This window comes from Pseudomonas moraviensis subsp. stanleyae (assembly GCF_036283065.1).
GTDB classification, from domain to species: Bacteria; Pseudomonadota; Gammaproteobacteria; order Pseudomonadales; family Pseudomonadaceae; genus Aquipseudomonas; species Aquipseudomonas stanleyae.
On record NZ_JAADJI010000005.1, the window covers coordinates 128,435 to 151,825 of the forward strand.

Annotated in this window: 19 protein-coding genes; 5 read left to right on the forward strand and 14 right to left on the reverse strand. The window is 52.0% G+C overall.

All coding sequences use genetic code 11. The annotated features are described in order from the left end of the window. Positions 1 to 59 precede the first annotated feature (59 nt). From kdpC to kdpF, 4 genes are all read right to left on the reverse strand, one after another. Complete coding sequence (kdpC, locus tag GXB78_RS10350) at positions 60 to 605, reverse strand: potassium-transporting ATPase subunit KdpC (protein ID WP_329515315.1); 546 nt, start codon at positions 603 to 605, stop codon at positions 60 to 62. Positions 606 to 915: 310 nt separating this feature from the next. Further along, positions 916 to 2,973, reverse strand: coding sequence for a potassium-transporting ATPase subunit KdpB (gene kdpB / locus GXB78_RS10355; protein WP_329515316.1), 2,058 nt, complete (start codon positions 2,971 to 2,973; stop codon positions 916 to 918). 10 nt (positions 2,974 to 2,983) lie between these two features. Further along, complete coding sequence (kdpA, locus tag GXB78_RS10360; RefSeq protein ID WP_329515317.1) at positions 2,984 to 4,678, reverse strand: potassium-transporting ATPase subunit KdpA; 1,695 nt, start codon at positions 4,676 to 4,678, stop codon at positions 2,984 to 2,986. An 8-nt stretch (positions 4,679 to 4,686) separates the two neighbouring features. After that, positions 4,687 to 4,776, reverse strand: coding sequence for a K(+)-transporting ATPase subunit F (gene kdpF, locus GXB78_RS10365; RefSeq protein ID WP_007899818.1), 90 nt, complete (start codon positions 4,774 to 4,776; stop codon positions 4,687 to 4,689). Between the two features lie 399 nt (positions 4,777 to 5,175). On the opposite strand from kdpF, the gene eat reads away from it, so the two are divergent. From eat to GXB78_RS10380, 3 genes are all read left to right on the forward strand, one after another. Then, positions 5,176 to 6,540 (forward strand): ethanolamine permease, encoded by a 1,365-nt coding sequence (gene eat / locus GXB78_RS10370; protein ID WP_016770900.1) that lies wholly within the window; start codon positions 5,176 to 5,178, stop codon positions 6,538 to 6,540. A 220-nt stretch (positions 6,541 to 6,760) separates the two neighbouring features. Continuing rightward, a complete protein-coding gene (locus GXB78_RS10375) occupies positions 6,761 to 6,928 on the forward strand; it encodes a DUF2897 family protein (protein WP_016770901.1) in 168 nt (55 codons plus the stop codon). Positions 6,929 to 7,065: 137 nt separating this feature from the next. Then, positions 7,066 to 7,623 carry a TetR/AcrR family transcriptional regulator gene (locus GXB78_RS10380; protein ID WP_329515318.1) on the forward strand — a complete coding sequence of 186 codons (558 nt, stop codon included), beginning with the start codon at positions 7,066 to 7,068 and terminating at the stop codon, positions 7,621 to 7,623. Here GXB78_RS10380 and fabF read toward each other — a convergent pair. Continuing rightward, positions 7,620 to 8,894, reverse strand: coding sequence for a beta-ketoacyl-ACP synthase II (gene fabF / locus GXB78_RS10385; protein WP_329515319.1), 1,275 nt, complete (start codon positions 8,892 to 8,894; stop codon positions 7,620 to 7,622). The two genes, GXB78_RS10380 and fabF, sit on opposite strands and share 4 nt — an antisense overlap. Positions 8,895 to 9,099: 205 nt before the next feature. After that, positions 9,100 to 9,435, reverse strand: a complete 336-nt coding sequence (locus tag GXB78_RS10390) for a ComEA family DNA-binding protein (RefSeq protein WP_329515320.1) — start codon at positions 9,433 to 9,435, stop codon at positions 9,100 to 9,102. 241 nt (positions 9,436 to 9,676) lie between these two features. Between GXB78_RS10390 and GXB78_RS10395 the strand changes: the two genes are divergently transcribed. Continuing rightward, positions 9,677 to 10,246: an acyltransferase gene (locus GXB78_RS10395; RefSeq protein WP_329515321.1), complete on the forward strand. Its 570-nt coding sequence runs from the start codon at positions 9,677 to 9,679 to the stop codon at positions 10,244 to 10,246. Positions 10,247 to 10,368: 122 nt separating this feature from the next. Here GXB78_RS10395 and GXB78_RS10400 read toward each other — a convergent pair whose 3' ends face one another. From GXB78_RS10400 to GXB78_RS10435, 8 genes are all read right to left on the reverse strand, one after another. Next, entirely contained in the window at positions 10,369 to 12,486 is a 2,118-nt protein-coding gene (locus GXB78_RS10400; protein ID WP_329515322.1) for a glycosyltransferase family 61 protein, read from the reverse strand. A gap of 11 nt (positions 12,487 to 12,497) precedes the next feature. Next, a complete protein-coding gene (locus GXB78_RS10405) occupies positions 12,498 to 14,303 on the reverse strand; it encodes a glycosyltransferase family 4 protein (protein ID WP_329515323.1) in 1,806 nt (601 codons plus the stop codon). Between the two features lie 195 nt (positions 14,304 to 14,498). After that, positions 14,499 to 15,242: an ABC transporter ATP-binding protein gene (locus GXB78_RS10410; protein ID WP_329515324.1), complete on the reverse strand. Its 744-nt coding sequence runs from the start codon at positions 15,240 to 15,242 to the stop codon at positions 14,499 to 14,501. Positions 15,243 to 15,254: 12 nt separating this feature from the next. Further along, positions 15,255 to 16,055 carry an ABC transporter permease gene (locus GXB78_RS10415; protein ID WP_329515325.1) on the reverse strand — a complete coding sequence of 267 codons (801 nt, stop codon included), beginning with the start codon at positions 16,053 to 16,055 and terminating at the stop codon, positions 15,255 to 15,257. Between the two features lie 509 nt (positions 16,056 to 16,564). Then, positions 16,565 to 17,647: a glycosyltransferase gene (locus tag GXB78_RS10420; protein WP_329515326.1), complete on the reverse strand. Its 1,083-nt coding sequence runs from the start codon at positions 17,645 to 17,647 to the stop codon at positions 16,565 to 16,567. Then, entirely contained in the window at positions 17,647 to 18,600 is a 954-nt protein-coding gene (locus tag GXB78_RS10425) for a glycosyltransferase family 2 protein (protein WP_329515327.1), read from the reverse strand. Before GXB78_RS10425 ends, GXB78_RS10420 begins: the two co-directional genes overlap by 1 nt. Before the next feature lie 162 nt (positions 18,601 to 18,762). Beyond that, positions 18,763 to 19,845, reverse strand: a complete 1,083-nt coding sequence (locus GXB78_RS10430) for a DegT/DnrJ/EryC1/StrS family aminotransferase (RefSeq protein ID WP_329515328.1) — start codon at positions 19,843 to 19,845, stop codon at positions 18,763 to 18,765. A 203-nt stretch (positions 19,846 to 20,048) separates the two neighbouring features. Continuing rightward, on the reverse strand, positions 20,049 to 22,043 hold the full coding sequence (locus GXB78_RS10435) for a polysaccharide biosynthesis protein (RefSeq protein ID WP_329515329.1): 1,995 nt from the start codon (positions 22,041 to 22,043) through the stop codon (positions 20,049 to 20,051). Positions 22,044 to 22,306: 263 nt separating this feature from the next. On the opposite strand from GXB78_RS10435, the gene GXB78_RS10440 reads away from it, so the two are divergent. Then, positions 22,307 to 23,326 (forward strand): glycosyltransferase family 2 protein, encoded by a 1,020-nt coding sequence (locus GXB78_RS10440; RefSeq protein WP_329515330.1) that lies wholly within the window; start codon positions 22,307 to 22,309, stop codon positions 23,324 to 23,326. Positions 23,327 to 23,391: the final 65 nt, after the last annotated feature.

Below are 23,391 nucleotides of genomic sequence, written 5' to 3' on the forward strand. Positions count from 1 at the left end.
ACATGGATATGCATTCCAAAGGTGGGAGCGAGCCTGCTCGCGAATGGCCGCGCCGCCGATTACAGGTTTTGCAGTGCCAGGTTCAGCTCCAGCACATTGACCACCGGCGGCCCCACCAGCGGCTGTTCGATGTGCGCATCGAGCAATTGCTGCAAGGTCGACACCGGCAGATTGCGCGCCGCCGCGACACGCGCCAGTTGATAGGCAATCGCTGCCGGTGGCAAGTGCGGATCGAGGCCGCTGGCGGAGGTGGTCAGCAGTGCCAGTGGCACCGGGCCCTGGCCGGGGACTTGTTGTTTTTGCGCGTCTTCGATTACGCGAGTAGCCAGGGCCGGATTGCTCGGCGCGAGATTGCTGGCGCTACTCGCGACCGTGGCAAAAGCCCCAGCGGACGGGCGTGGGTGAAACCAGTTGTCACCGCTGAAATCCTGGGCGATCAGCGACGAGCCACGGACTTTGCCGTCGGCGTCATGGATCAGGCTGCCGTTGGCCTGTGCCGGGAAGGCGACTTGGGCGATGCCGGTGACCGCGAGTGGATAGGCGACGCCGGTGATCAGGGTCATCAGCGCCAACAGGGTCAGGGCCGGGCGTATCATTGTGGACATTTCAAGATCCTCGAATTCGTTGGACAAATTTTGCGGGGTGTCAGGGAGATCTTTTCCCCCTCACCCCAGCCCTCTCCCCCAAGGGGGCGAGGGGGAAAGGGAGCCGATTTTTGTGCTGTTCAAAACCTGAGTTCGGCTCGGGACTTCATCCGGCGTACCTCCCGCAAACACCTCGGTCAGTCCGCTACGGTGATTGGCTTTCCAATCGCGCATTCACCTCGGTATCTCAAGTCGGCGTACCTCGCACAAACACCTCGGTCAGTCCCCTCTCCCTCTGGGAGAGGGCTAGGGTGAGGGGCTTTTTTCAGCCTCACACCAGATGCAACGCCGTAAGCAGCATATCGATCGCCTTGATCCCCACGAACGGCACGACAATCCCGCCCACGCCATAGATCAGCAGATTGCGCCGCAACAACGCCGCCGCACTCGCCGCCTGCACACGCACGCCGCGCAATGCCAGTGGAATCAGCACTACGATGATCAGCGCGTTGAACACGATCGCCGAGAGAATCGCGCTCTGCGGACTGCTCAGGTGCATGATGTTCAGCACGCCCAGCTGCGGGTAGATCGAAGCAAACAGCGCCGGCAGAATCGCGAAGTATTTGGCGATGTCGTTGGCGATGGAAAAAGTCGTCAGCGCGCCGCGAGTCACCAGCAATTCCTTGCCGATCTGCACCACGTCGAGCAGCTTGGTCGGGTCGCTGTCGAGGTCGACCATGTTCGCCGCTTCGCGCGCCGCCTGCGTGCCATCGTTCATCGCCATGCCGACGTCTGCCTGGGCCAGCGCCGGGGCGTCGTTGGCGCCGTCGCCGCACATGGCGACCAGGCGACCGTCGTTCTGCTCGTGACGAATGCGCGCGAGTTTTTTCTCCGGCGTGGCTTCGGCGAGCACATCATCGACGCCGGCTTCAGCGGCGATCGCAGCGGCGGTCAGCGGGTTGTCGCCGGTGACCATCACCGTGCGAATTCCCAGTTTGCGCAACTCGGCAAAACGCTCGCGGATGCCTGGCTTGACCACGTCCTTCAGATGGATCGCGCCGAGCAGCTTGCCGTCAGCGCAGACCAGCAACGGCGTGCCGCCGCTCTGGGCAATCTTGTCGATTTCCCGCGCCAGCGCCGGGGCCAGATCTGAACGCTGTTGACCGAGAAACGCCAGCAGCGAATCCACCGCGCCTTTGCGATACACGCGGCCCTGATAATCGACGCCGGACAAGCGGGTTTCCGCGCTGAACGGCACGGCGCTCAGGGTTTCCTGGGCCGGCTCCGGTTGTGGATGCAAACCACGGAGGAACTCTACGATCGACTTGCCTTCAGCGGTTTCGTCCGCCAATGACGCAAACAACGCGCCTTCGGCCAGCTCACGGCCGGTCACACCCGGCGCCGCGTATACGGCACTGCAGCGACGGTTGCCGAACGTGATAGTGCCGGTCTTGTCGAGCAACAACACGTGCACGTCACCCGCCGCCTCCACTGCGCGGCCGGACTTGGCGATCACATTCAGGCGCACCAGCCGATCCATCCCGGCGATACCGATGGCCGACAGCAGACCGCCGATGGTGGTCGGAATCAGCGTGACCAATAACGCCACGAGGAACACCAGCGGCAGGCTGCCATTGGCAAAGTGCGCGAACGGTTGCAGGGTGACGACCACCAGCAGAAAGATCAGGGTCAGGCCGATCAGCAGGATGTCCAGCGCGACTTCGTTCGGGGTCTTCTGGCGTTTGGCGCCCTCGACCAGCGCGATCATGCGGTCGAGGGTCGATTCACCGGGGTTGGCGGTGATCTTCACCAGCAGCCAGTCGGAGACCAGCCGCGTGTTGCCGGTGACGGCGGAACGGTCGCCGCCGGACTCGCGGATCACCGGCGCCGACTCGCCAGTAATCGCCGCTTCGTTGACCGCGGCGATGCCTTCGATGACTTCGCCGTCACCGGGAATCATCTCCCCGGCTTCGACTCGCACCACGTCGCCCTTGCGCAGATTGGCAGCTGGCACAATCTTGAAACTGCCATCGGCTTGGCGGCAGCGCGCGCTGAGGCCTTCGCTGCCGGCCTTGAGGCTGTCGGCGCGGGCCTTGCCGCGTCCTTCGGCCAAGGCCTCGGCGAAGTTGGCGAACAGCACGGTGAACCACAGCCAAAGGGCGATTTGTGCGGCGACGAAGGTCGGCACATCGGCATCCGGGATGAAGCACAGCACGGTGGTGAAAATTGCCGTCAGTTCGACCACCAGCATCACTGGCGAACGCGCCAGTTGCCGTGGGTCGAGCTTGACGAAGGCTTGCACCAGCGCCGGGCGCCACAGGGCCGAGATCGCGGTTTTGGCTGACTCCGGCGCCTTGATGGCAGCCGGTTTGATAGCGGGCATATTCATCATGGACTCCTTAGAAGCCTAAGCTCAGATGTTCAGCAATCGGGCCCAGCGCCAGGGTTGGCAGAAAGGTCAGGCCACCCACCAGCAAAATAGTCACCGTCAACAGCGTCACGAACAGCGGGCCGTGCGTCGGGAAGCTGTTCTGGCCGACCGGTGCGCTTTTCTTCATCGCCAGGCTGCCGGCCAATGCCAGCACCGGCAGGATGTAGCCGAAGCGGCCGATCAACATGCCCAGGCCGAGCATCAGGTTGTGGAACGGCGTGTTCGCGCTCAGGCCACCGAATGCCGAGCCGTTGTTGGCGCTCGCCGAGGTGTAGGCGTAGAGCAACTGACTGAACCCGTGCGGGCCAGGGTTGCTGATGGTCGCCGCAGCGCTGGGAACCGTGGCGGCAATCGCACCGAGCACCAGCACGCCGACCGGCATCACCAGCAGCGTCACCACCAGCAATTGCACTTCGCGGGCCTGAAGTTTCTTGCCGAGGTATTCCGGCGTGCGACCGATCATCAGACCGGCGAGGAACACCGCGATCAGCACGTTGAGCAACATGCCGTAGAGCCCGGCACCGACGCCGCCGAAGATCACTTCGCCGACCATCATGTTGACCAGCGCAACCATGCCGCTCAGTGGGTTGAGGCTGTCGTGCATGGCGTTGACCGAACCGTTCGAAGCCGCCGTTGTGGTGACCGACCACAGCACCGTAGCGGTGGTGCCGAAGCGCGCTTCCTTGCCTTCCAGCGGCGCGGTCTGCTCGACGGCGGCGTTGTTCAGGTTCGGATTCGGCTGATACTCGGCCCACAGCGACGTAGCGCCGCCAATCAGGAACAACGCCAGCATGCAGGCGATGATCGCGCGACTCTGGCGCAGATCCTTGACGTAATGGCCAAAGGTGAACACCAGCGCCACCGGAATCAGAATGATCGAAGCGACTTCGAACAGGTTGCTCCACGCGGTCGGGTTCTCGAACGGATGCGCCGAGTTGACGCCGAAGAAACCGCCACCGTTGGTGCCCAGTTGCTTGATCGCAATCTGGCTGGCGGCCGGGCCGAGCGGGATCACCTGATCGACGCCTTGCAGGGTCACGGCATTCACATACTGGGCGAAGGTTTGCGGCACGCCCTGCCAGACCAGATACAGCGCCAGCAGCAGGCACAGCGGCAGCAGGCCATAGAGGGTGGCGCGAGTCATGTCGACCCAGAAATTGCCTAGGGTTTTTGTCGACTTGCGGCCGATGCCACGGCACAGCGCGACCAGTACGGCGAGGCCGGTGGCGGCGCTGACGAAGTTCTGCACGGTGAGACCGACCATCTGGCTCAGGTAGCTGAGGGTCGCTTCGCCGCTGTAGGACTGCCAGTTGGTATTGGTCATGAAACTGACCGCGGTGTTGAACGCCTGCGTCCATTCCTGGCCCGGCAGATTTTGCGGGTTCAACGGCAGGTGATCCTGGAACAACAGGATGGCGAACAGCAGCAGGAAACCGGCGAGATTGAACGCCAACAGCGCCAGCGTGTACTTCTGCCAGCTCTGCTCCGCCTGCGCATCGACCCCGGCGAGACGATAGCAACCGCGCTCGACCGGGCCGAGAATCGGCGTCAGCCAGGTGCGCTGGCCCTCCATCACCTTGTAATAGAAGCGCCCAAGGAACGGCGCCGGCAGCAGGACCAGCACAAAAAACCCGAGGATCAGCCAATAGTCATAACTGTGCATAGCCGCTCCTAGTTCCGGTCCGCGCGCAACAGCGCAACCAACAGATAAATGAACAGCCCCACTGCCAACAGCAGTGACACCCCGTCCAGAACGCTCATGGAAGATCTCCGTGTAACGGCGTATTGCCGTGTGTGCGCTGATTGTCGGGAAGGAGGCTGTAAAGGAACGAGAGCGAGGCGCGGCGTGGGGCATAAAGAAAGCGTAAAGAGTGGGTTTATGCGGGCTTTACGGGGGATTTATGCGGTGTTTGGGCTGGCCTCTTCGCGAGCAGGCCCGCTCCCACAGGGGGAACGCATTTCAAAATGTGGGAGCGAGCCTGCTCGCGAAGGCGGCGGCGCAGACAACATCGCACCCAACTGGCGCACAAATTCCACACATCCAGCGCCAACCATCCCCCCTGCGACAGCCTTGAACTCATTACGACTTGTTTCACGGTGATGGCACGCCCACTGCACACGCCCTCCCCTGAGCTTTCCAACCATTGCGGGAGCAAGCGCATGAACACACAACTCAAACCCACGCTGGGCACGTTGCACCTGTGGGGCATTGCCGTGGGACTGGTGATTTCCGGGGAATATTTCGGCTGGAGTTACGGCTGGGGTGTGGCCGGCACGCTGGGTTTTCTGGTGACCTCATTCATGGTCGCGACCATGTACACCTGCTTCATCTTCAGCTTCACCGAACTGACCACCGCGATTCCCCACGCCGGCGGGCCGTTTGCCTACAGCCGCCGTGCGTTCGGCGAAAAAGGCGGATTGATCGCCGGACTCGCCACGCTGATCGAATTCGTCTTCGCCCCGCCGGCGATTGCCTTGGCGATCGGTGCTTATCTAAATGTGCAATTTCCGGCCCTCGATCCGAAACACGCAGCGGTCGGCGCGTACATCGTGTTCATGGGCCTGAATATTCTCGGGGTGAAGCTGGCCGCGACCTTTGAGTTGATCGTCTGCGTGTTGGCGGTGGCCGAATTGCTGGTATTCATGGGCGTAGTCGCGCCGGCGTTCAGCTTCAGCAACTTTGCCCTGAATGGCTGGGCCGGTTCCGACGTCTTCGGCGCGCCGGCGATAGCGGGGATGTTTGCGGCAATTCCGTTTGCGATCTGGTTCTTCCTCGCCATCGAAGGCGCCGCCATGGCCGCCGAAGAAGCCAAGGACCCGAAACGCACGATCCCGAAAGCCTACATCAGCGGCATCCTGACCCTGGTGCTGTTGGCCATGGGTGTGATGTTCTTCGCGGGCGGCGTCGGCGACTGGCGCACCTTATCCAACATCAACGACCCGCTACCGCAAGCGATGAAAACCGTGGTCGGTGACAACTCCGGCTGGCTGCACATGCTGGTGTGGATCGGCCTGTTCGGCCTGGTCGCCAGTTTCCACGGCATCATCCTTGGCTACTCACGACAATTCTTCGCCCTCGCCCGCGCCGGTTATCTGCCGGCCTCGCTGGCAAAACTCTCGCGTTTCCAGACCCCGCACCGCGCAATCATCGCTGGAGGCCTCATCGGCATCGCGGCGATCTACAGCGACGGCCTGATCAACCTCGGCGGCATGACACTCACCGCAGCGATGATCACCATGGCCGTGTTCGGCGCGATCGTGATGTACATCATGAGCATGCTCAGCCTGTTCAAACTGCGAAAATCCGAGCCAAACCTGGAGCGCACCTTCCGCGCGCCGTGCTATCCGCTGGTGCCGCTGATCGCGCTAGTGCTGGCGGTGGTTTGCCTGGTGGCGATGGCGTGGTTCAACACGTTGATCGGCTTGATCTTCCTCGGCTTCATGGCGGTCGGGTTCTGCTATTTCATGCTGACCGGGCAACTGCGCGCCGATGCGCCGGCGGATGCGATGCTCACAGGCCTTTAACGACCCGTCCCTGTAGGAGCTGACGAGTGAAACGAGGCTGCGATCTTTGCTTTTCAAGATCAAGAGATCGCAGCCTTCGGCAGCTCCGACAGGAATTTCGGATGCACCGGGTCCAAGCGGCCTAGAATGGAACCACTGCGAAGTCGTTTCGCTCAAAAGTGGTATGCAGCATCGCACGGCGAAATCCTCGTCCGTCGAACTGCCATTAAGGAGAGCCGTTATGCCCTGGTATGCCTGGTTGATTCTGGTCGTTGCGATCGGCTCGATTGTTGGCGGATTGATGATGTTGCGCGACACCGCCAACAAGGTCGAACTGACCGATGAAGAACGCAAGCGCGTCGCACAGCGCAATGCCGAAGCGGACGCCAAGGACGCACAGGACCGCTGACACCAACCCCGCCGCAATGGCGGGGTTTGTTTTTCCAGCGCAATCGGACTTACCCGCAGGCTTATTAGATTTTAGAAGTACAGTCACCATTCAATCTTCCGTGGTTAAGATGGCAGCATCGTCGCGGAGAGCTCCACATGCGTTACTCGCCAGATCACAAAGCCCAGACCCACCAACGCATCATCAAGGAAGCTTCGGCGCGATTTCGCAAGGACGGTATCGGCGCCACCGGCCTGCAGCCTTTGATGAAAGCCCTGGGCTTGACCCATGGCGGCTTCTACTCGCACTTCAGATCCAAGGAAGAACTGGTCGAAAAAGCCCTGCAAGAGGCCGGCGAGCAAGTCGCGGGCCTGTGCGAAGAAATCTTCGCGCAGGAAAACCCTCTGCAAGCCTTTATCGACACCTACCTGTCAGAGTGGCATCAGACCTCGCCCCACGAAGGCTGCCCGCTGCTGACGATTTCCTCGGAACTGGGCCTGCGCGGCCAGCCAAGCCCCACTAGTGACGAAGTCCTCAATGCTCGCCTCGAGCAAATCCAGGGCACGCTCGAAGGCGAGAACAGCGCCGATCGCAGCATTGTCATCATGGCCACTCTGGCCGGTGCGCTGCTGCTGTCACGTAGCGTCGCGGATGCCGACTTCGCTCAGCGTATCCTCGACGTCACCCGCGAGCATCTCAAGCAATCGAGCAATTAACCTTCCCAGCGTCTGAACAGCACGCTCGCATTGACACCGCCAAAACCGAAGCCGTTGGACAAGGCATATTCAATCGCCATCGACCGTGCCTCGCCATTAACGATGTCCACCCCTTCGCTCGCCGGATCCGGGTTCTCGAAATTGAGCGTGGGCGGAACTACCTGATCACGAATCGCCAACAGCGTGAAAATCGCTTCCAGCCCGCCGGCCGCGCCGAGCAAATGACCGGTGGCGGATTTTGTCGACGTTACGGCGATTTTGTTCTGCGTGCCAAACAGCGCCTTGATCGCCGCCAACTCGCCGAGGTCGCCGACCGGCGTCGACGTTGCATGTGCGTTGAGATGTTGCACCTGCTCCGGCGTTACACCGCCCTGAGCCAGTGCCAATTGCATCGCCCGCCGCGCGCCGCTGCCGTCTTCCGGCCCGGCGGTCAGGTGATAGGCGTCGGCCGTGGTGCCGTAACCGACCAGTTCGGCCAACGGTTTCGCCCCACGCGCCAAGGCATGTTCCAGCGATTCGATGACCAACAGACCAGCGCCTTCGCCCATCACAAAACCATCGCGCCCGATATCGAAGGGACGTGATGCTTTCTCAGGGGTGTCGTTGTAACCGCTGGACAACGCCCGCGCGGCGGCGAAACCGGCGAGACTGACGCGATCGATAGACGCCTCCGCCCCGCCACACACTGCGATATCCGCTTCACCTGCGCGAATCAAACGCGCCGCATCACCGATCGCCTGAACCCCGGCGGCACATGCGGTAACCGGGGCACCTAACGGACCTTTCAGGCCATGCTGGATCGACACATGACCTGCCGCGAGATTGACCAGAAACGATGGGATGGTGAACGGCGACAAGCGCCGCGGGCCACGGCTGTCGGTGGTACGCACCGCATCGGCAATCGCACCGAAACCCCCGACTCCCGAGCCGATGATCGTCGCAGTGCGCTCCTGGCTTTCAGCGTCCGCTGGATGCCAACCGGCCTGCTCCAGCGCCTGCCGCGCCGCTTCCATGGCGAACATGATGAAGCGATCCATCTTCTTCTGTTCCTTGGGCGGCGTGGCGCGATCCGGATCAAACCCGGCCTCGGCATCCTCCTCCACCGTAGGCACACTCCCGCCGACCCGGGTCGGCAGATCAGCCACCACAGCGTCAGGCAGATTACGCAACCCGGAACGTCCAGCGAGCAAACGTTGCCAGACAATTTCGACATCACTGCCCAAGGGTGAAACCAGGCCCATGCCCGTGACGACGACTCGACGTTGGTTCATATCGTGGTTACCCCTTATCAATTCAAAATTCGATGTGTAACGGTGTGCTGCGATTCGGCTGCTGAATCAGTCCCGAACAAAATTATTATAGGCATAATCAACGCACAATATGATACCCGTAATTTTCAGCGTTCAGGCATCCACCAGATCGGAACCCAATAAAAAGGCCGGTCAATGACCGGCCTCTCGGCGTAGAACTGTCAGCTTAGTTCACTTCCAGCTTGTCACGGTTGCGATCCAGAATCGCCTTGCCAATCCCCTTCACTTCCAGCAACTCATCAACCGACGCAAACGGCCCGTTTGTATCCCGATACGCAACAATCGCCTGCGCCTTCGCCTCCCCCACGCCCGCCAACTCCTTCTGCAACGTCGCCGCATTCGCGCCGTTGAGATCGACCTTGGCGCTTGCCGAGGGCGCAGCCGCATCCAGCAGCAAAGGCGCTTTTGTTGTCTCGGTGGTCGCTACAGGGGCAGCAATCGCAGCGATCGAGGCGCTGGTGAGGAAAGCAAAGATCAGCGAGTAGAAATAACCGGTACGCATAAGTGACGCTCCATCATCGTTTTAGAAAGCAGCTTTTCCCAAGCTGCACCTCAAAACTAGACGACAACGCGAGACTGTCAAAATACGATTCTTTACTGAATATGTAATAGTCTAAAGTCAAGAACATTGGCGGCCCCCTGTCCAGAGCATACAATCGCGGCCGTACGCGCTACCGCAGCCGAACAGCACGGAGGTATAATTCGCTACTATATTTTTTCGTTCACCGCTCAAGGATATTTGTATGGGAATGCTTACTCGAGAAGAAATTGAAAAGATGGGTTTTTTGCATGTAGGTGAAAATCCGCGACTTTCTGATAAAGCCTCCTATTACAACTGCGGAAACATTTCCATCGGCGACAACGTACGCATTGATGACTTCTCCGTGATCTCAGCGGGAGAAGGAGGAATAAGAATTGGTAACTACATTCACATTGCTGTTTACAGCTTGCTTCAGGGAGCAGCAAGAATCACTTTAGAAGATTACAGTGGCCTGTCATCACGGGTGTCCGTCTATAGCAGTAGCGATGACTACAGCGGCGCAAGTATGACCAACCCTACCGTACCCGAAGCTTTCACCAATGTTAAAACCAAAGAAATAAACATTGGTCGCCACGTAATCATTGGCTGCGGCAGTATCGTCCTCCCAGGTGTCACTCTGGAAGAAGGCGTTGCCGTAGGCGCCCTCAGCATGATCACCAAAAACTGTCATGCATTCGGAATATATTCAGGTACTCCAGCGAAACGTATCTCCGAACGTAAAAGAGACTTGTTGGAGCTTGAGGAAAAACTTCTGAAAGGAGTGCATCTTTAGTCAGACCAAAGTTCGGTGCTGAGGAAATCAGACACACCACCGAAGAAAGGTTCAGTGCCTGCTGGATACTCAAGTAGGTACTGAAACATATTAGTAATCTGACTATCAATAGCGAGTTTATTCTATTCCAAAGCCCAATCTATCGCTCGCTGTATATCTTCTAAGCAAACAGTGTAGTTTCTATGATATCGGTGAACACCCCATTGATCGCCTTCCGCCTCTCCTTGTACAAATATTATCTTAGCACCGCTAGACTCAATGAAACTAGAATAACCTCTGAAGTTAAAATCAGCGCAGTCATTTATCAATGCAATAACTTTGGAATTAGAATTACAAAATATTGCGTTAGTTAAGGCTGAACTGCTTGAACCGAGCACTATGGACGCGGAGCTGAAAACTCTCACCTGTTCAGAAAAGCTCATCGTCTCTGGATATACCGTCGTGAACCCTTGTTCCCGCAGGTAAGACTCTACTTCGCTCTCGTTAACAAGTTGGCGGCTACTGAATCCTCGCCGAGAAAGAAATATACGCTTCGGTACTGCAGCTCCGTCTACCCCCTCAATTCCCAGCGCTCGTAGAATACGCCCCCTGAGAGACGAATAAATATCCTTTGGCCAAACCGTGTCATAGGCATCACCTTCTTGCACATCAAGTGGAAAGTATGCTGGCACAGGGGCTATACCTAAATATGCGAACTCTACTACCTCATTTGATTGCAATGTGATGACCGGACGCCTTTTGGAGTTAAGCAGATTAAGCGACTCCAGATGCGATTTCGGCATGTTGGCGTTCACATAAATCGGTAACTGTTCGGGGCATGCCTCACTGTCATAGGCCAGCATCCTAGGGAGGTACTCTAGAAACCAGTGACCATAATTATTGCTTTGCACTCCGAACATCATCAAGCCACTTTCAGCAACAGTAGGCTGCGCTTTTGGTAGTTGCACCAAAGCATTCGAACCAGCTGTCGTAAGCACAAGTTTCAACCCATCATGCGAATCGCCTACGACTGAACGAGAGAATTCACTATGAACAACCCCATCAAACAGCAACTGCCCTTGATTTGCGATAATATTCGCCTTAGAAAATGCCACGCAGTTCTGCAAAAGGGCAAAATAAAAAGCCGGCGCTTCGAGCCCTCCGGCTTGAGAAGTAAGCACTGGTGCCCTATTCAGGAATCTTAAGGAAGCTTCTTGAATGGTACGGTGAGGAAACAACTCAACATAGTCCCATTTTTTTTGCTCGCAGCAAGACACTATAGGCTTGATCGGCATATTGAAAACTTCAAAATCATCAGTTATCACACCGCTTCTCTTTACCAATGCAATACCCTGCTCAGTCCGTCCATTGCTGAAGCAAGTCAGACCCAAACGGAAGACAGAATCATTAGCGGCATCGTAACCGAACTCCGCGGCGAGCAAGTAGTTTTTGTAAGCAGCATCAACATCCCCAAAGCTTTCCGCAATAGCGCCTGCTTGGGTCAACGCATGTAGGAAATATTTTTCCCCGTCCAGAACTCCTGGAATATCGGAAAGCCGCGAAAATACTTTTCTTGCAAATGACAATCGACCAGCCAAGCAGGCACAAAGACCAAGGCTTTTCAAGAAAAACACAAAAGGCATCCGAAGCCTAACCAAACGAAGTAGCTGCAGTGATCTTCTGATCTCGTTTCTAGAAGCTAGAAATACGGAGCGATATGCTATTTCAAAGCCATTCGAGTCCTCAGCTCCCTGTGACAGGAAGCTAAAATTATTCGAAATAATCTTGGCGATAGGCGCAGAATCACGCCCCTCATAGATACCAGCTTGAATATAATGAAGTAAAGGATTCACTCCCGCTGCCTTGATATCAGGATACGAATCCAGATAAAAGGACGTACTAAAAAATGGTGATGGATCAAACCCAAGTGCTACACCTTCAAGCAAATAATGCTCCAAGAGCGACGATCGTGGCTTCGGCAAACCAGCAATCTGATCTTGGTAGTACTTTTCATCGAACAAGGGGTGAGGATTTATATCCCCCTGCGTACTTTGAAGATAATCTTTGATCGGTTCTAAGCCCGCGTCGGTAACTAGGCTTTGACGCTGCCAATAACCCACATCGAAATAGGGCTGCACTCGCGAAACCCTATTATTCAACTCTGCCTGTAGCAAATCATCATTGACAATCAAACTGACTTTTTCACGCTGCTTCGAGAAAAAGCGAAAGAAACGCAGCCAGTGTCCTTTGATATTTTTCAAGATATTAGGTCTCAGTACGAGTCGGCAAGACATCTATTGATGAGCTCAATTCTAGGACGCATTTGAACCTCATAACTAAACTCTCTCAATATAGACTTTCTGCCAGCAACTCCCAATTCAAATAGCCCCGTGCGATCATTCAGATATTTATTAATGAGAGAACAAATCATATCGACATCTCGATTAATAACTACCATTTCGTCACTTCTAAATATTGGGCTTCCATCAAGATGCTGATTAAAACCTTTAAAGTCTGTCAGAAACACCGCTACGCCCCTCAGGCCTGCCTCGACTACAGCAGTAGTGGGAAACCCGTCGAACGATTCCGGTTGGGTTGGATCTAGTGCGGACGCTTGTATATTTGGCGACAAGATCAGATCCATCCGCTTATAAAACTGATCAAAAAAATCAGCCGGACGCGCACCGTAGTAGGTAATATTCTGAGCGTCACCTATATCTAAAATAGAGGCGTCAAACCCGCCCACTACGTGAAATCGAATATTCGGATTATTCGAAAACCTTTTGACGACTTCTACAAATACATCGTAGCCCTTTTCGGCTCCCGTAGCAGAATACCGCTGCGCTACAAAGCAAACATCCAAAGGTTTTTCCAAATCCCTAGGAATAATAGTCCCAGGATCCATCTTGAACACTTCTGGAATAATGCCGCCATATATGTGTTGAATTCGATCAGCAGTACAAAATTCGCCTTCAATCAAATAGCGGTAAGTTGCTACTTGAGTTGTAATAATTTTTGTGAGCTTTGGATTACCGCAAAGACGTCTTAGTTTCGAGTTGGAGTCTTCGTCATTCAGATTAAAGCCCCCTCCTGGATAAAGGGTGAACAATAAATGCTGGGCCGACGGTATACCGACCTTTGAGTAAAAGTAATCAGCCAGATTTAAAAAGACACAATAGGCTACTTTGGGACTACCGATAGCATCTACATCAAAATATCTCAGGCGGTCACTGGATATTTTGGTTTCCGTCATCAGATTTTCCACCTGCTGATGAAATTTGAGATTTTCACCATATCGAGTCAAGTTCTCCGGCTTGACGTGTATACTACATCCTTGAATTTCTCCCAAATAGCTAAGAAACTCTCCATAACGAAATGAAGAAATCTTGGAAGGGAAGGAAGTGTCTAGTAACAGCAGGTCGCTGTGCAGGCAAACCGAACCGTTAACGAGTTTGGCCTCCTTCAACGCTGAGGATGCTTCATTAAGAAGATTACTCAACTCTGGCGGGACTGAATCCAATATCCCAGGTAAAGATAGGTATCTATCAGCTAGAGCTATTTTATCCGCCCGGAAGGCTAGCAACGCCAACAGGAGCTTTATAAGTCCGGATAGTGGAAGGATATGAGATAGTTTTTCGCATAACAACTGAGCAGATAGTGAGTTATCTTTTTCAGCATCCTGATAGAGACTTAGAAAAACTTTCAGCGCTGTCATTTCCAAGAGATCGGAATATATCTCGGTCAATTCTTGGCTTGACTCTTTAGACAAAAACCAATTCAGAGTTGATATTATTAGATCTACATTTGTATTGTAGAAATCAAGTGTGAGCTTCAACCCAATTGCACTTTTGTGTTCTGGATCCAGCGACAGAGCTTTGTCAATTTTCCGTACGGCGCCATCACTGGTAATAGACAGCGGCATCCTACCTTCGTAATAGCCAGTATCAATGAAATGTTGCAGCGGATCGACGCCTGCTAATCCAATATCCGGGTAACTTGAAAGATAGTATTCTTTATCAAAAAGTTCGATACAAGCCATTTGAAAAGGAGTCAACAAGGGAGCTTCTACTTTTTCCACATTTGACTCATTCCGAACGTCTTTATTACGTATCAGAAAATGACCGATTACCTCACTCAAGTACTTTTTCAAGTTTCCCACTATAGTCACCTACGGGTATTCACTACCCTGCATAAACGCACTTTGTATAGTTGCATAGCAGCGCCCCATATAACTGGATCGATTTACATTATCGAGGCAGCGTTCTTTGATCAGCTAGAAACCAAAATATGCCGCAGAGACCGACTCAGAATCTCCGTCCATACGGATTTTTCCGTGCTCTAACCAAATGGCACGATTACACGTATTTAAAACCAGCTCGCGCGAATGGGTAGCTACAACAAGAATCTTGGTTGAGTTAAGTATATCGGTCATTCGCTCTTGCGCTTTATGCTTAAAATTTTCATCTCCAACCGCAAGCCATTCATCCATCAAGAGTATTTCTGGTGAAATAATCGTCGAAACAGAAAACGCCAATCTCAGGTGCATACCTGAAGAATAGGTGCGGGTCGGCATATCGATGAAATCGCCCAGTTCTGAAAACTCCACAATCTCTTCAAAACGTTTTTCAATTTCTGACTTACTTATCCCTAACAACGCAGCCCGATAGTAAATATTTTCTCTACCGGTGGCTTCGTGATCGATACCTAATGAAATGTCGATCAGGGATCCAACTTCACCGTGAATTTCCGCAATCCCTGAGGTAGGGGAAAATACACCGGAAAGTAACCGAAGCAATGTACTCTTGCCGGCGCCGTTGTGGCCCAATATGCCCACTCTGTCACCATCTTTCAAAGAGAAAGAAAGGCCCTCAAGAGCACGGACCACCACGTGCCCTCTGTCATCAGCGGATAGAGTACCACCCGTTGCGACCTGTATAAGGCGTTTTTTCAGCGAGCGGCCATTGGCGTTATAAATAGGGAACTCGGCCGTAACATTCGTAAAATCAATAGAAGCCATGATAGATATCCGTTAGAGCCAATAAGGAATGCGGCGCATATAGCGATTAAAAACCATAACAGCAACCGTCCACCCAATGACTGCCATTACAGCAGCAAAAATCCAACTTTGCGACGAAGGAACATTGCCGAGAAGCGGCCCGCGCGTAATCTCTAACAAATGATAAACCGGATTAAAACTTAGTAGATACGCGGCATGCCGTGCGGGAAGAAGTGACGGCGCCCACATGATAGGGGTCAGATAAAATATCACCTGAGTTGCGTTGACAATTATTTGAGTGATATCGCGAAACCGGGTGCTCAAAACCCCTAGCACCAAAGATATCCATAGCATATTAATGGCCAACAGCAGGAAACCTGGCACTACCAGCAGCATTGACAATGTCAACGATTTACCAACTATAAGAAACACAATAGGCACAATTACGATGTTATGTGCCAACACAATTGTATTTCTCCAAAAACAACGCAGCACATGCACAAACATTGGAATATTAAGCTGCTTAATAATTGCCTCTGCAGAAGTAAATGCAACGCACCCTTCCGAGACGATAGAGGACATGAATCCCCATAGCACGATACCAATCGCCAAAAAGGGCAAATATTCCTGCATGGGTGTATTAAAAATTTGCCCAAACACCAAGCCGATGGAAGCAATCATCACTGCCATACTAACAGTCAGCCAGAATGCCCCCAATGAAGAGCGGCGGTATCTCTGCCTAACATCTTGCCACCCAAGCATACCGACAAGTTGAAAACGCTTTGTTGCAGAAGCGATATCAATCAAAGCGTTACTTATTAAACTATTAGTCATTATTCAAGCCATATCCAGTTGAAACTTCGACGAAGGAGAAGCGCGCCTCTCCTCGTCACTTATATCAAATAATGTCTCTAATCATTCATCGCCGATCTAAAGCGTCTCGCTGTAAAATCTTCCACCAAATTTGTCACGCCGAATTTCGAGAAACAAATCAGCTTATAACCTAGGCGCATCATATTTTAAACGAGCGAGCAAGGCTTCGTCACCATTTTTGTTAGAATTTGAAATGAATGATCGTCCCACATGAGGTAGCAGGACTCTCCGGCTTCATTTTCAACTTCCATTCACGAATCCAAAAATGATAGAAACATATGTAAGGACCTTCGCGAATGGCTATATAAACACACCAACCGCACTAAACTAGAAAAAACCGGTTTATAATGGAAGCTACATATTGATTTGTTTTACTTTTTTACATCCTGGCGATTGAAAACCCTATTTTTTCAAATACCTTTTCTCCGCATTGGGTACTGGGGTAACATTCTGCGATATTGCGGAAAATACTACCTACCGAGTCGAGCAAATACGCGTTGCAGAACACGTAGAGCGCGAGATTTTTGTTGACTTATTACCGCTACTACCTTTGGTCGCAGAACGTCGATTTCACCTAACTCTTTTTGAAACCATCTATCATCCAAAGCATATTGTTCCGTCATGACTTTGGAGTGCTGGGGACTATTAAGAAGTTCGTTCAGCTTCAACATCCCGATCATTTGATAGGGCTTGCCCAACCATTGATTGTAGTTCATCAACAACAGAGCCTTCTCAATATCAAGATGTATATCAGACGGTATATCTTTATTCCTCAGCACATCTGAAAAGCCATCCTGAAGCTGCTTAGAAGTAACATCAGCAAAGAAATTTTCCGCAAGCAGATAATGCTCATTTATTGTTCTGATCGAATTCGAGACGGTTTGGCTACTCGCGTTTTCACCAGGCATCACTCGAAAGCAAATGAGCTTTTTATCAAAAATATGGATAGGGTAATTTTTTACCAAACGTATCCACATATCCATGTCAGGGAGCTGGCGAAGCCGATTATTGTACATCCCCAACCGTTCAAAACACGAACGCCTGATAAGCATCGTGGGGTGGCAAATGCAGTTGCCTAAATCGAAAAAATGACGAAGCCAAGCTCCTTGACTACGGTTTGGCTGATCAAAAACTCCTCCCCAAGGAATCGTGTTCTTATCAATATCTTTACCTTCCTTGTCGACAAATTTTGCTTTGCCAAAGCAGGCACCAATCTCCGGATTTTCCCGCATAAATTGTACTTGGAATGAAAGCTTATCCTGGCCAATCCAATAGTCATCTGAGTTGATTAATGCGACAAACTCACCAGAGGCCTTGGAAATCAAATCATTGGTGACAACACAGGCACCCTTGTTAACTTCTGATGGAAAAAAAGTGATTCTATCATCGTGGAATTTCGCAACCACATCTCTAGTTGAATCAGACGAACCATCATCGCCAATCAAAAACTCGAAATCGACACCAGTCTGGGCAAGTACACTTTTTATCGTCTCGGCAACAAAGCCAGCATGATTGTAGGTAGCCATTACTACAGAAACGGTAGGTTTTATCATTATCGGCTCCGACTCAAAACTCGTGAAAGCAAACCCTTGACTGCCACTGGAACTATCAATTTCAACATCATCAAAATGATCGGAGGCGTATATCGAACAAAGGCAGGAACTGCTCGCAAAACAGGTTGGCTCACGGCCTCAGTAGCATGACCAATCTGCGAAACCTTGATTAAATGTCGTAGATGAGTTCCCAATTTCTCGAAGTCCTCATGAAAAACAAATTCGGTTAACTCATCGTAAGCAGGCAATATATCGAGCTGCGCTTTCAACTTTTCAATATGGGGGGTTTGCGTCCAAACTCCTCCGCCATGTAGACGGTACACCGACATTGGTTCTTCAAGGAAACCTATAAGGGTGCTCTTCGCGATCACGATGTTGGTGATCCAGTCATAAGACTTAATATCAAATAATTTTTCGGGTACACGGGATAATGCACTTCGTCGATACATACAGGTTGAAAAATTTCCGACGATATTATCAGCTATTAACTCGCGAGCGCTGATCAATCTGTAGCCTTGGGACGCGACTACACGCGCACTTAGCTGAGCACTGTCCTCAATATAAACAAAATAATTGACAGAGCAAAGATCAGACTCCCAGTGATCTCTCAAGAATTCCGCCTGACGCTGCAGTTTTAGAGGGCTGGTCCAGTAGTCATCCCCCTCCAAGACCGCCACGTATTCTGCAGTACATGCAGCAAAACCACGTTTGTAGTTTTTGGTTATTCCCAGGTTTTCACTGTAATCAAGATATTTGAAAGCAAAGCGGGCGTCCCTCCCTTCGTACTCTCTGATTATAGTGAGCGTATCATCAGTTGATTTGTCATCAGCAATGACCAACTCAATTGTGCCATCAAAACGCTGTCCGATTAGGGCATCCAAAGCCTGCCGAATATGCTTTTGATGGTTAAACGTAACCAAGAGAACTGATATATTGGGCGTTTTTTCCGACATGTCGCATCACTTCCCTACTTAAACCCATAACATGACTGAATCCGTTCTTACACAGGAGGAGAGCAAGGCCCCCTAAATGTATGACAGCAAACTCTGATTCAAGAGAGACGGTAGACGTATCAATGACAACCCACTATCTCTCTCGCTTTACCTTGCCCAATTTTAATACCTGATAGATCTCTTGATAATACGACAAATCATGTCTATCTCTTCTCGCGACAGCGTGTGGTATAGAGGCAGACAAATAATTCGACGAGAAATATCCTCAGAGATCGGAGACCGCTGATCATTTACATACGGCAGCTCTGACAATGAAGGATAGAAATAACGTCTTGGGTAGACATTATTCAAATTCAGCTCTGCCATAACATGCAGAAGCGTATTCTCACTCTCGAATATCACGGGGAAATATGAGTTGTTGTAATCAGTGTCTTCAGCGATTTTCTGAAACCGGATTGGAAGTTCAGTAAGGCCAGACTTGTAATGCTCACACAGCTCTTTGCGCACCTGCAGAATCTCTTCGACATATTTGAGATTCGTCAAACCCATGGCGGCGTGCACCTCGGAGTTTTTGCCATTCACGCCCACGCCGCCGAACTCGGTAAGCGAGGAATGGCCAAAATTCCGCATCATTGCCATATTTTTCAGGATATCCGGATTGGACGTGGTTACAGCCCCGCCTTCAATCGTATGAAAAAGTTTAGTCGCGTGAAAACTACAGGTCGCGACATCACCATAAGCCAGCAGCGAGCGCTTTTTATATTGAGTACCAAACGCGTGAGCGGCATCATAAATAACGCGCAACTGGTGCTTATGTGCAATTTTCTCAATCGCTTCAACATCACATGGGTTTCCGAATACATGCGTTGCCAAGATAGCAGAAGTTCGCGACGTGATCGCTTGCTCGATTTTAGCCGGATCAATATTTAAAGTATCCGGGCAAATATCAACCATAACAGGATCACAACGCTCCCAAACAATACTGGAAGTGGTAGCAACATAACTGAAAGGTGTGGTAATAATTTCACCTTGCAAATCGAGCGCGCGAATTGCAATTTGAAGCGCGATAGTACCATTGCTGAGAAACAGCAAATGATCAACTTCAAGCTTTTCCTTGAGTTTTAATTCAAGCTCGTTTACCAACGGCCCATTGTTGGTAAACCATTCACGCTCCCAAACCCCTTGAAGATAAGTCTGAAACTCACCAAGAGGAGGGACAAACGGCTTCGTAACTGTAATATTCATAAACGCCCCGACGAGCAAAACGACTACTTAGGTCTGTTAAAAATGATTGCATTTCAATGCTACGAATAGCTGAGTATCTCTCGAACGAACTGGCTTGAGCCTTGGCAACGCCGAGGCAAACAGGGCCCCCAAATGCCGGCCGAGGATACCGTAAAATCCCCCCCAAGCATACCGGTGGCCCTGCAGGGCAAGGTGGAAGGCCCTCAGGGATCAAGACTGCGTTGCTGGTAAATCCAGTCAACAATCTCACCGTCAGGCGAGTACCCGCTAACCGTTTCCCGGAGGAGTTGACGAACACGTGAATAGTCGTCCGCCTCAACCGCGGCCAGTAATTCACCCAATCGAGTTTTCATTATGTCCCACGCCACATGATCTTCATCCGCACGCATAATCATGGGATGAGGTGTAGCTGAAACATTGTCGCCTATCAATAACTCCTCATAGAGCTTTTCGCCCGGACGCAGACCGGTGAACTCGATAGCTATATCACCCTTAGGATTTTTGTCCGAACGAACGCTCAATCCCGAGAGGTGGATCATTTTCTCCGCAAGCTCGACAATCTTTACCGGCTCGCCCATATCGAGTACGAAAACATCCCCCCCCTGCCCCAGCGATCCGGCCTGGATCACCAATTGGGCTGCCTCGGGAATAGTCATGAAATACCGTGTGATTTTTGGATGCGTGACCGTCAAAGGACCGCCTGATTTGATTTGGCTATGAAAAAGCGGAATCACAGAGCCAGACGAGCCAAGTACATTGCCAAAACGCACCATCGTGAAGCGGGTTTTGTTCACTCGTGAGATATTGGCTTTGTCTCCAAACAATACCGGCGCCGCCTCCCGACTCAATGCTTGCAGTATCAACTCGGCCAGCCGCTTTGTGCTCCCCATAATGTTAGTAGGGCGAACTGCTTTGTCGGTAGAAATGAGGACAAAATTCGACACCCCGGTTTGCAATGCGGCCTGTGCAGTGTTCAAGGTTCCAATGACGTTATTGAGAACGCCTTCGGCGATGTTATGTTCCACCATTGGTACATGTTTATAAGCCGCAGCGTGATAAACGGTATCAACTTTCCAAGTTTTCATCACATCCTGAAGTTTATGCGGATGACGAATAGAGCCGAGAATCGGAAGCAAACGTATCGAGATGGACTCGCGGTCTTTTCGGCCTTCAAGCTCAGTTAAGATATTGTAAAGGTTGAATTCACTGTGATCGAACAACAACAGCGCAGTGGGCCCTAATAGAAAAATCTGTCGACAAAGCTCTGCACCGATCGAGCCACCGGCACCCGTCACCATTACAACCTTGCCTTTTATACAATGTGCCAGCAAATCTGCTCGCGCGGGCACTGAATCCCGACCCAGGAGATCCGCTATGTCCACTTCTTGAATATCATCGACTTTCACTCGACCACTGGCCAGGTCGGTGAAATTGGGCACACTTCGGATATGCAGTGGAAAACCTTCGAGAAAGTTCAGAATTTCACGACGACGCGCCCGCGTCGACGAAGGAAGAGCCAAGAGAATCTCCTGAGCTCCCGTCACATCAATCATTTGTTGTATATGCTTTGGCTTATAAACCTGAAGCCCGGAAATAGACCTGTCTGCAATACTGGTATCATCATCAATAAAAGCGACCGGCCGCATTACCCGCCCCATGCGCAAAGCAGCAACCAGTTGATTACCCGCCACTCCCGCGCCATAGACTGCAACCCTAATCAAACCGTCATCGCGATTTGTGAAGGGCACATGCTGGGCAGCCGAAAACCAATCGCCCATAAAATACTGGCGCATGCAAAGACGCAATCCGCCAATAATAACAAGGCTTAACCACCAGTAATTGAAAATGATGGAGCGGGGCACCACACTCGAGTGGTTGCTGTACCAGTAGACGACGACCGCCAGTATCAATGACGACAGGCTTACAGCCTTGACAATCGCGATCAGCGCATCATTGCCGAAATAGCGCATCACCGCACGATACATTCCGATACGTATGAAGAGCGGGATCGCGACAACTGGTGCACTTATGAACAGCCATGTATGCACCCTGATCGGATTGTACATGTCATCAATGCCCAAGCGGACGATGAACGCCAACCAGAGTGCCAGCCAAACGAGCACAACGTCGCTCGTTACCTGTAGCAGGCGCTTCTGCCTGCGTGGCAACCCCAGCAGAAATGAACGTAATTTATCCATCGATTCGCTCGATCACCGCTCTGGTCCCTGAACCTGTTAACCACCGCATTGTATCCCTTTTCTCCCGTGAATTACGACCGCTGAACGGAATGGAACCCTCATCAAACGAAAGAGACGCCGCTCCTCCCCCTGCTGTGCCGCTCGCCACTAGGCCGCCGATGCTGTTAAACTCCCCTAGAACACACCCATAGTTAATACTGTAACTTGCTTACAAAAGTTACCCGCAAACGTACGCGCCTTTTCCTGATGGAGCCATGCGCTACATGACCGAGACGCAAGAGATTTCTATCATGGCAGAGCACACAGAAGACGGCTTCGACTGGGATTCCACCCATTCTTCAGAACCTGAACAGCCATTAGGCAGCAAGAAAGTAGCAATACTTCTTTGTACTTACAATGGTGAGCGCTTTCTTAGAGAGCAACTGGATTCCTTCGTTACCCAAACTCATAGAAACTGGTCAATCCATGTGTCGGATGACGGCTCTACCGACTCCACACTGGAGATTCTCGAGGAGTACAAGAGTGAACTGGGCGAGGGAAAACTTGTAATATCGCATGGCCCCCGGCAAGGCTTTGCAAAAAACTTTCTGTCACTGATTAAAAATCGAGAAATTACCGCTGACTACTTCGCATTTAGCGATCAAGACGACGTCTGGCTTGATGACAAGCTCAGTCGAAGTATCGCTAAAATTCCTCGGACTCCACTGAACAAGCCTCACCTTTACTGCTCAAGAACAAGGCTGGTCAATTCCGATCTTGCACTAATGGGGTTTTCTCCATCCTTCAAAATGCGACCCTGCTTTGAAAACTCGCTGGTTCAAAGTCTAGCCGGCGCCAACACTATGCTGATTAACAATGCAACTCGAGACTTAATGTGCCGAGTTGCCGACGATGCTCCGGTCGTAGCACATGATTGGCTCGTCTATCAGTTGGTTACAGGGTGTGGCGGCGGCGTAGTCTTTGATCAAATCCCTACACTCCTTTATCGACAGCACGAGGCCAACCTCATTGGAGCGAACGCGACCTTGAAGAATAAGGTCATTCGCATCTCAAAAATGCTTACCGGACGCTTCAGCGAGTGGAGTACTCAGAACCTGATTGTCTTGGACTCCGTCAGAATGGAGCTCACAGAAAACAATAGACAGACCCTTGAACGATTTGAAGCGGCGCGCAAAAGCGGCCTGCTATCTAGACTTCGCCTTATGCTGAAAAGCGGAGTTTATCGGCAAACAATCAAAGGCAACATCAGCCTGATTGCCGCCGCGATACTCAATAAAATATAGAGCTATCCGCAGCAAGGTAAAATACCAATCAGACAGATTCTTCGGAGCATGTTCGCAAAACGACG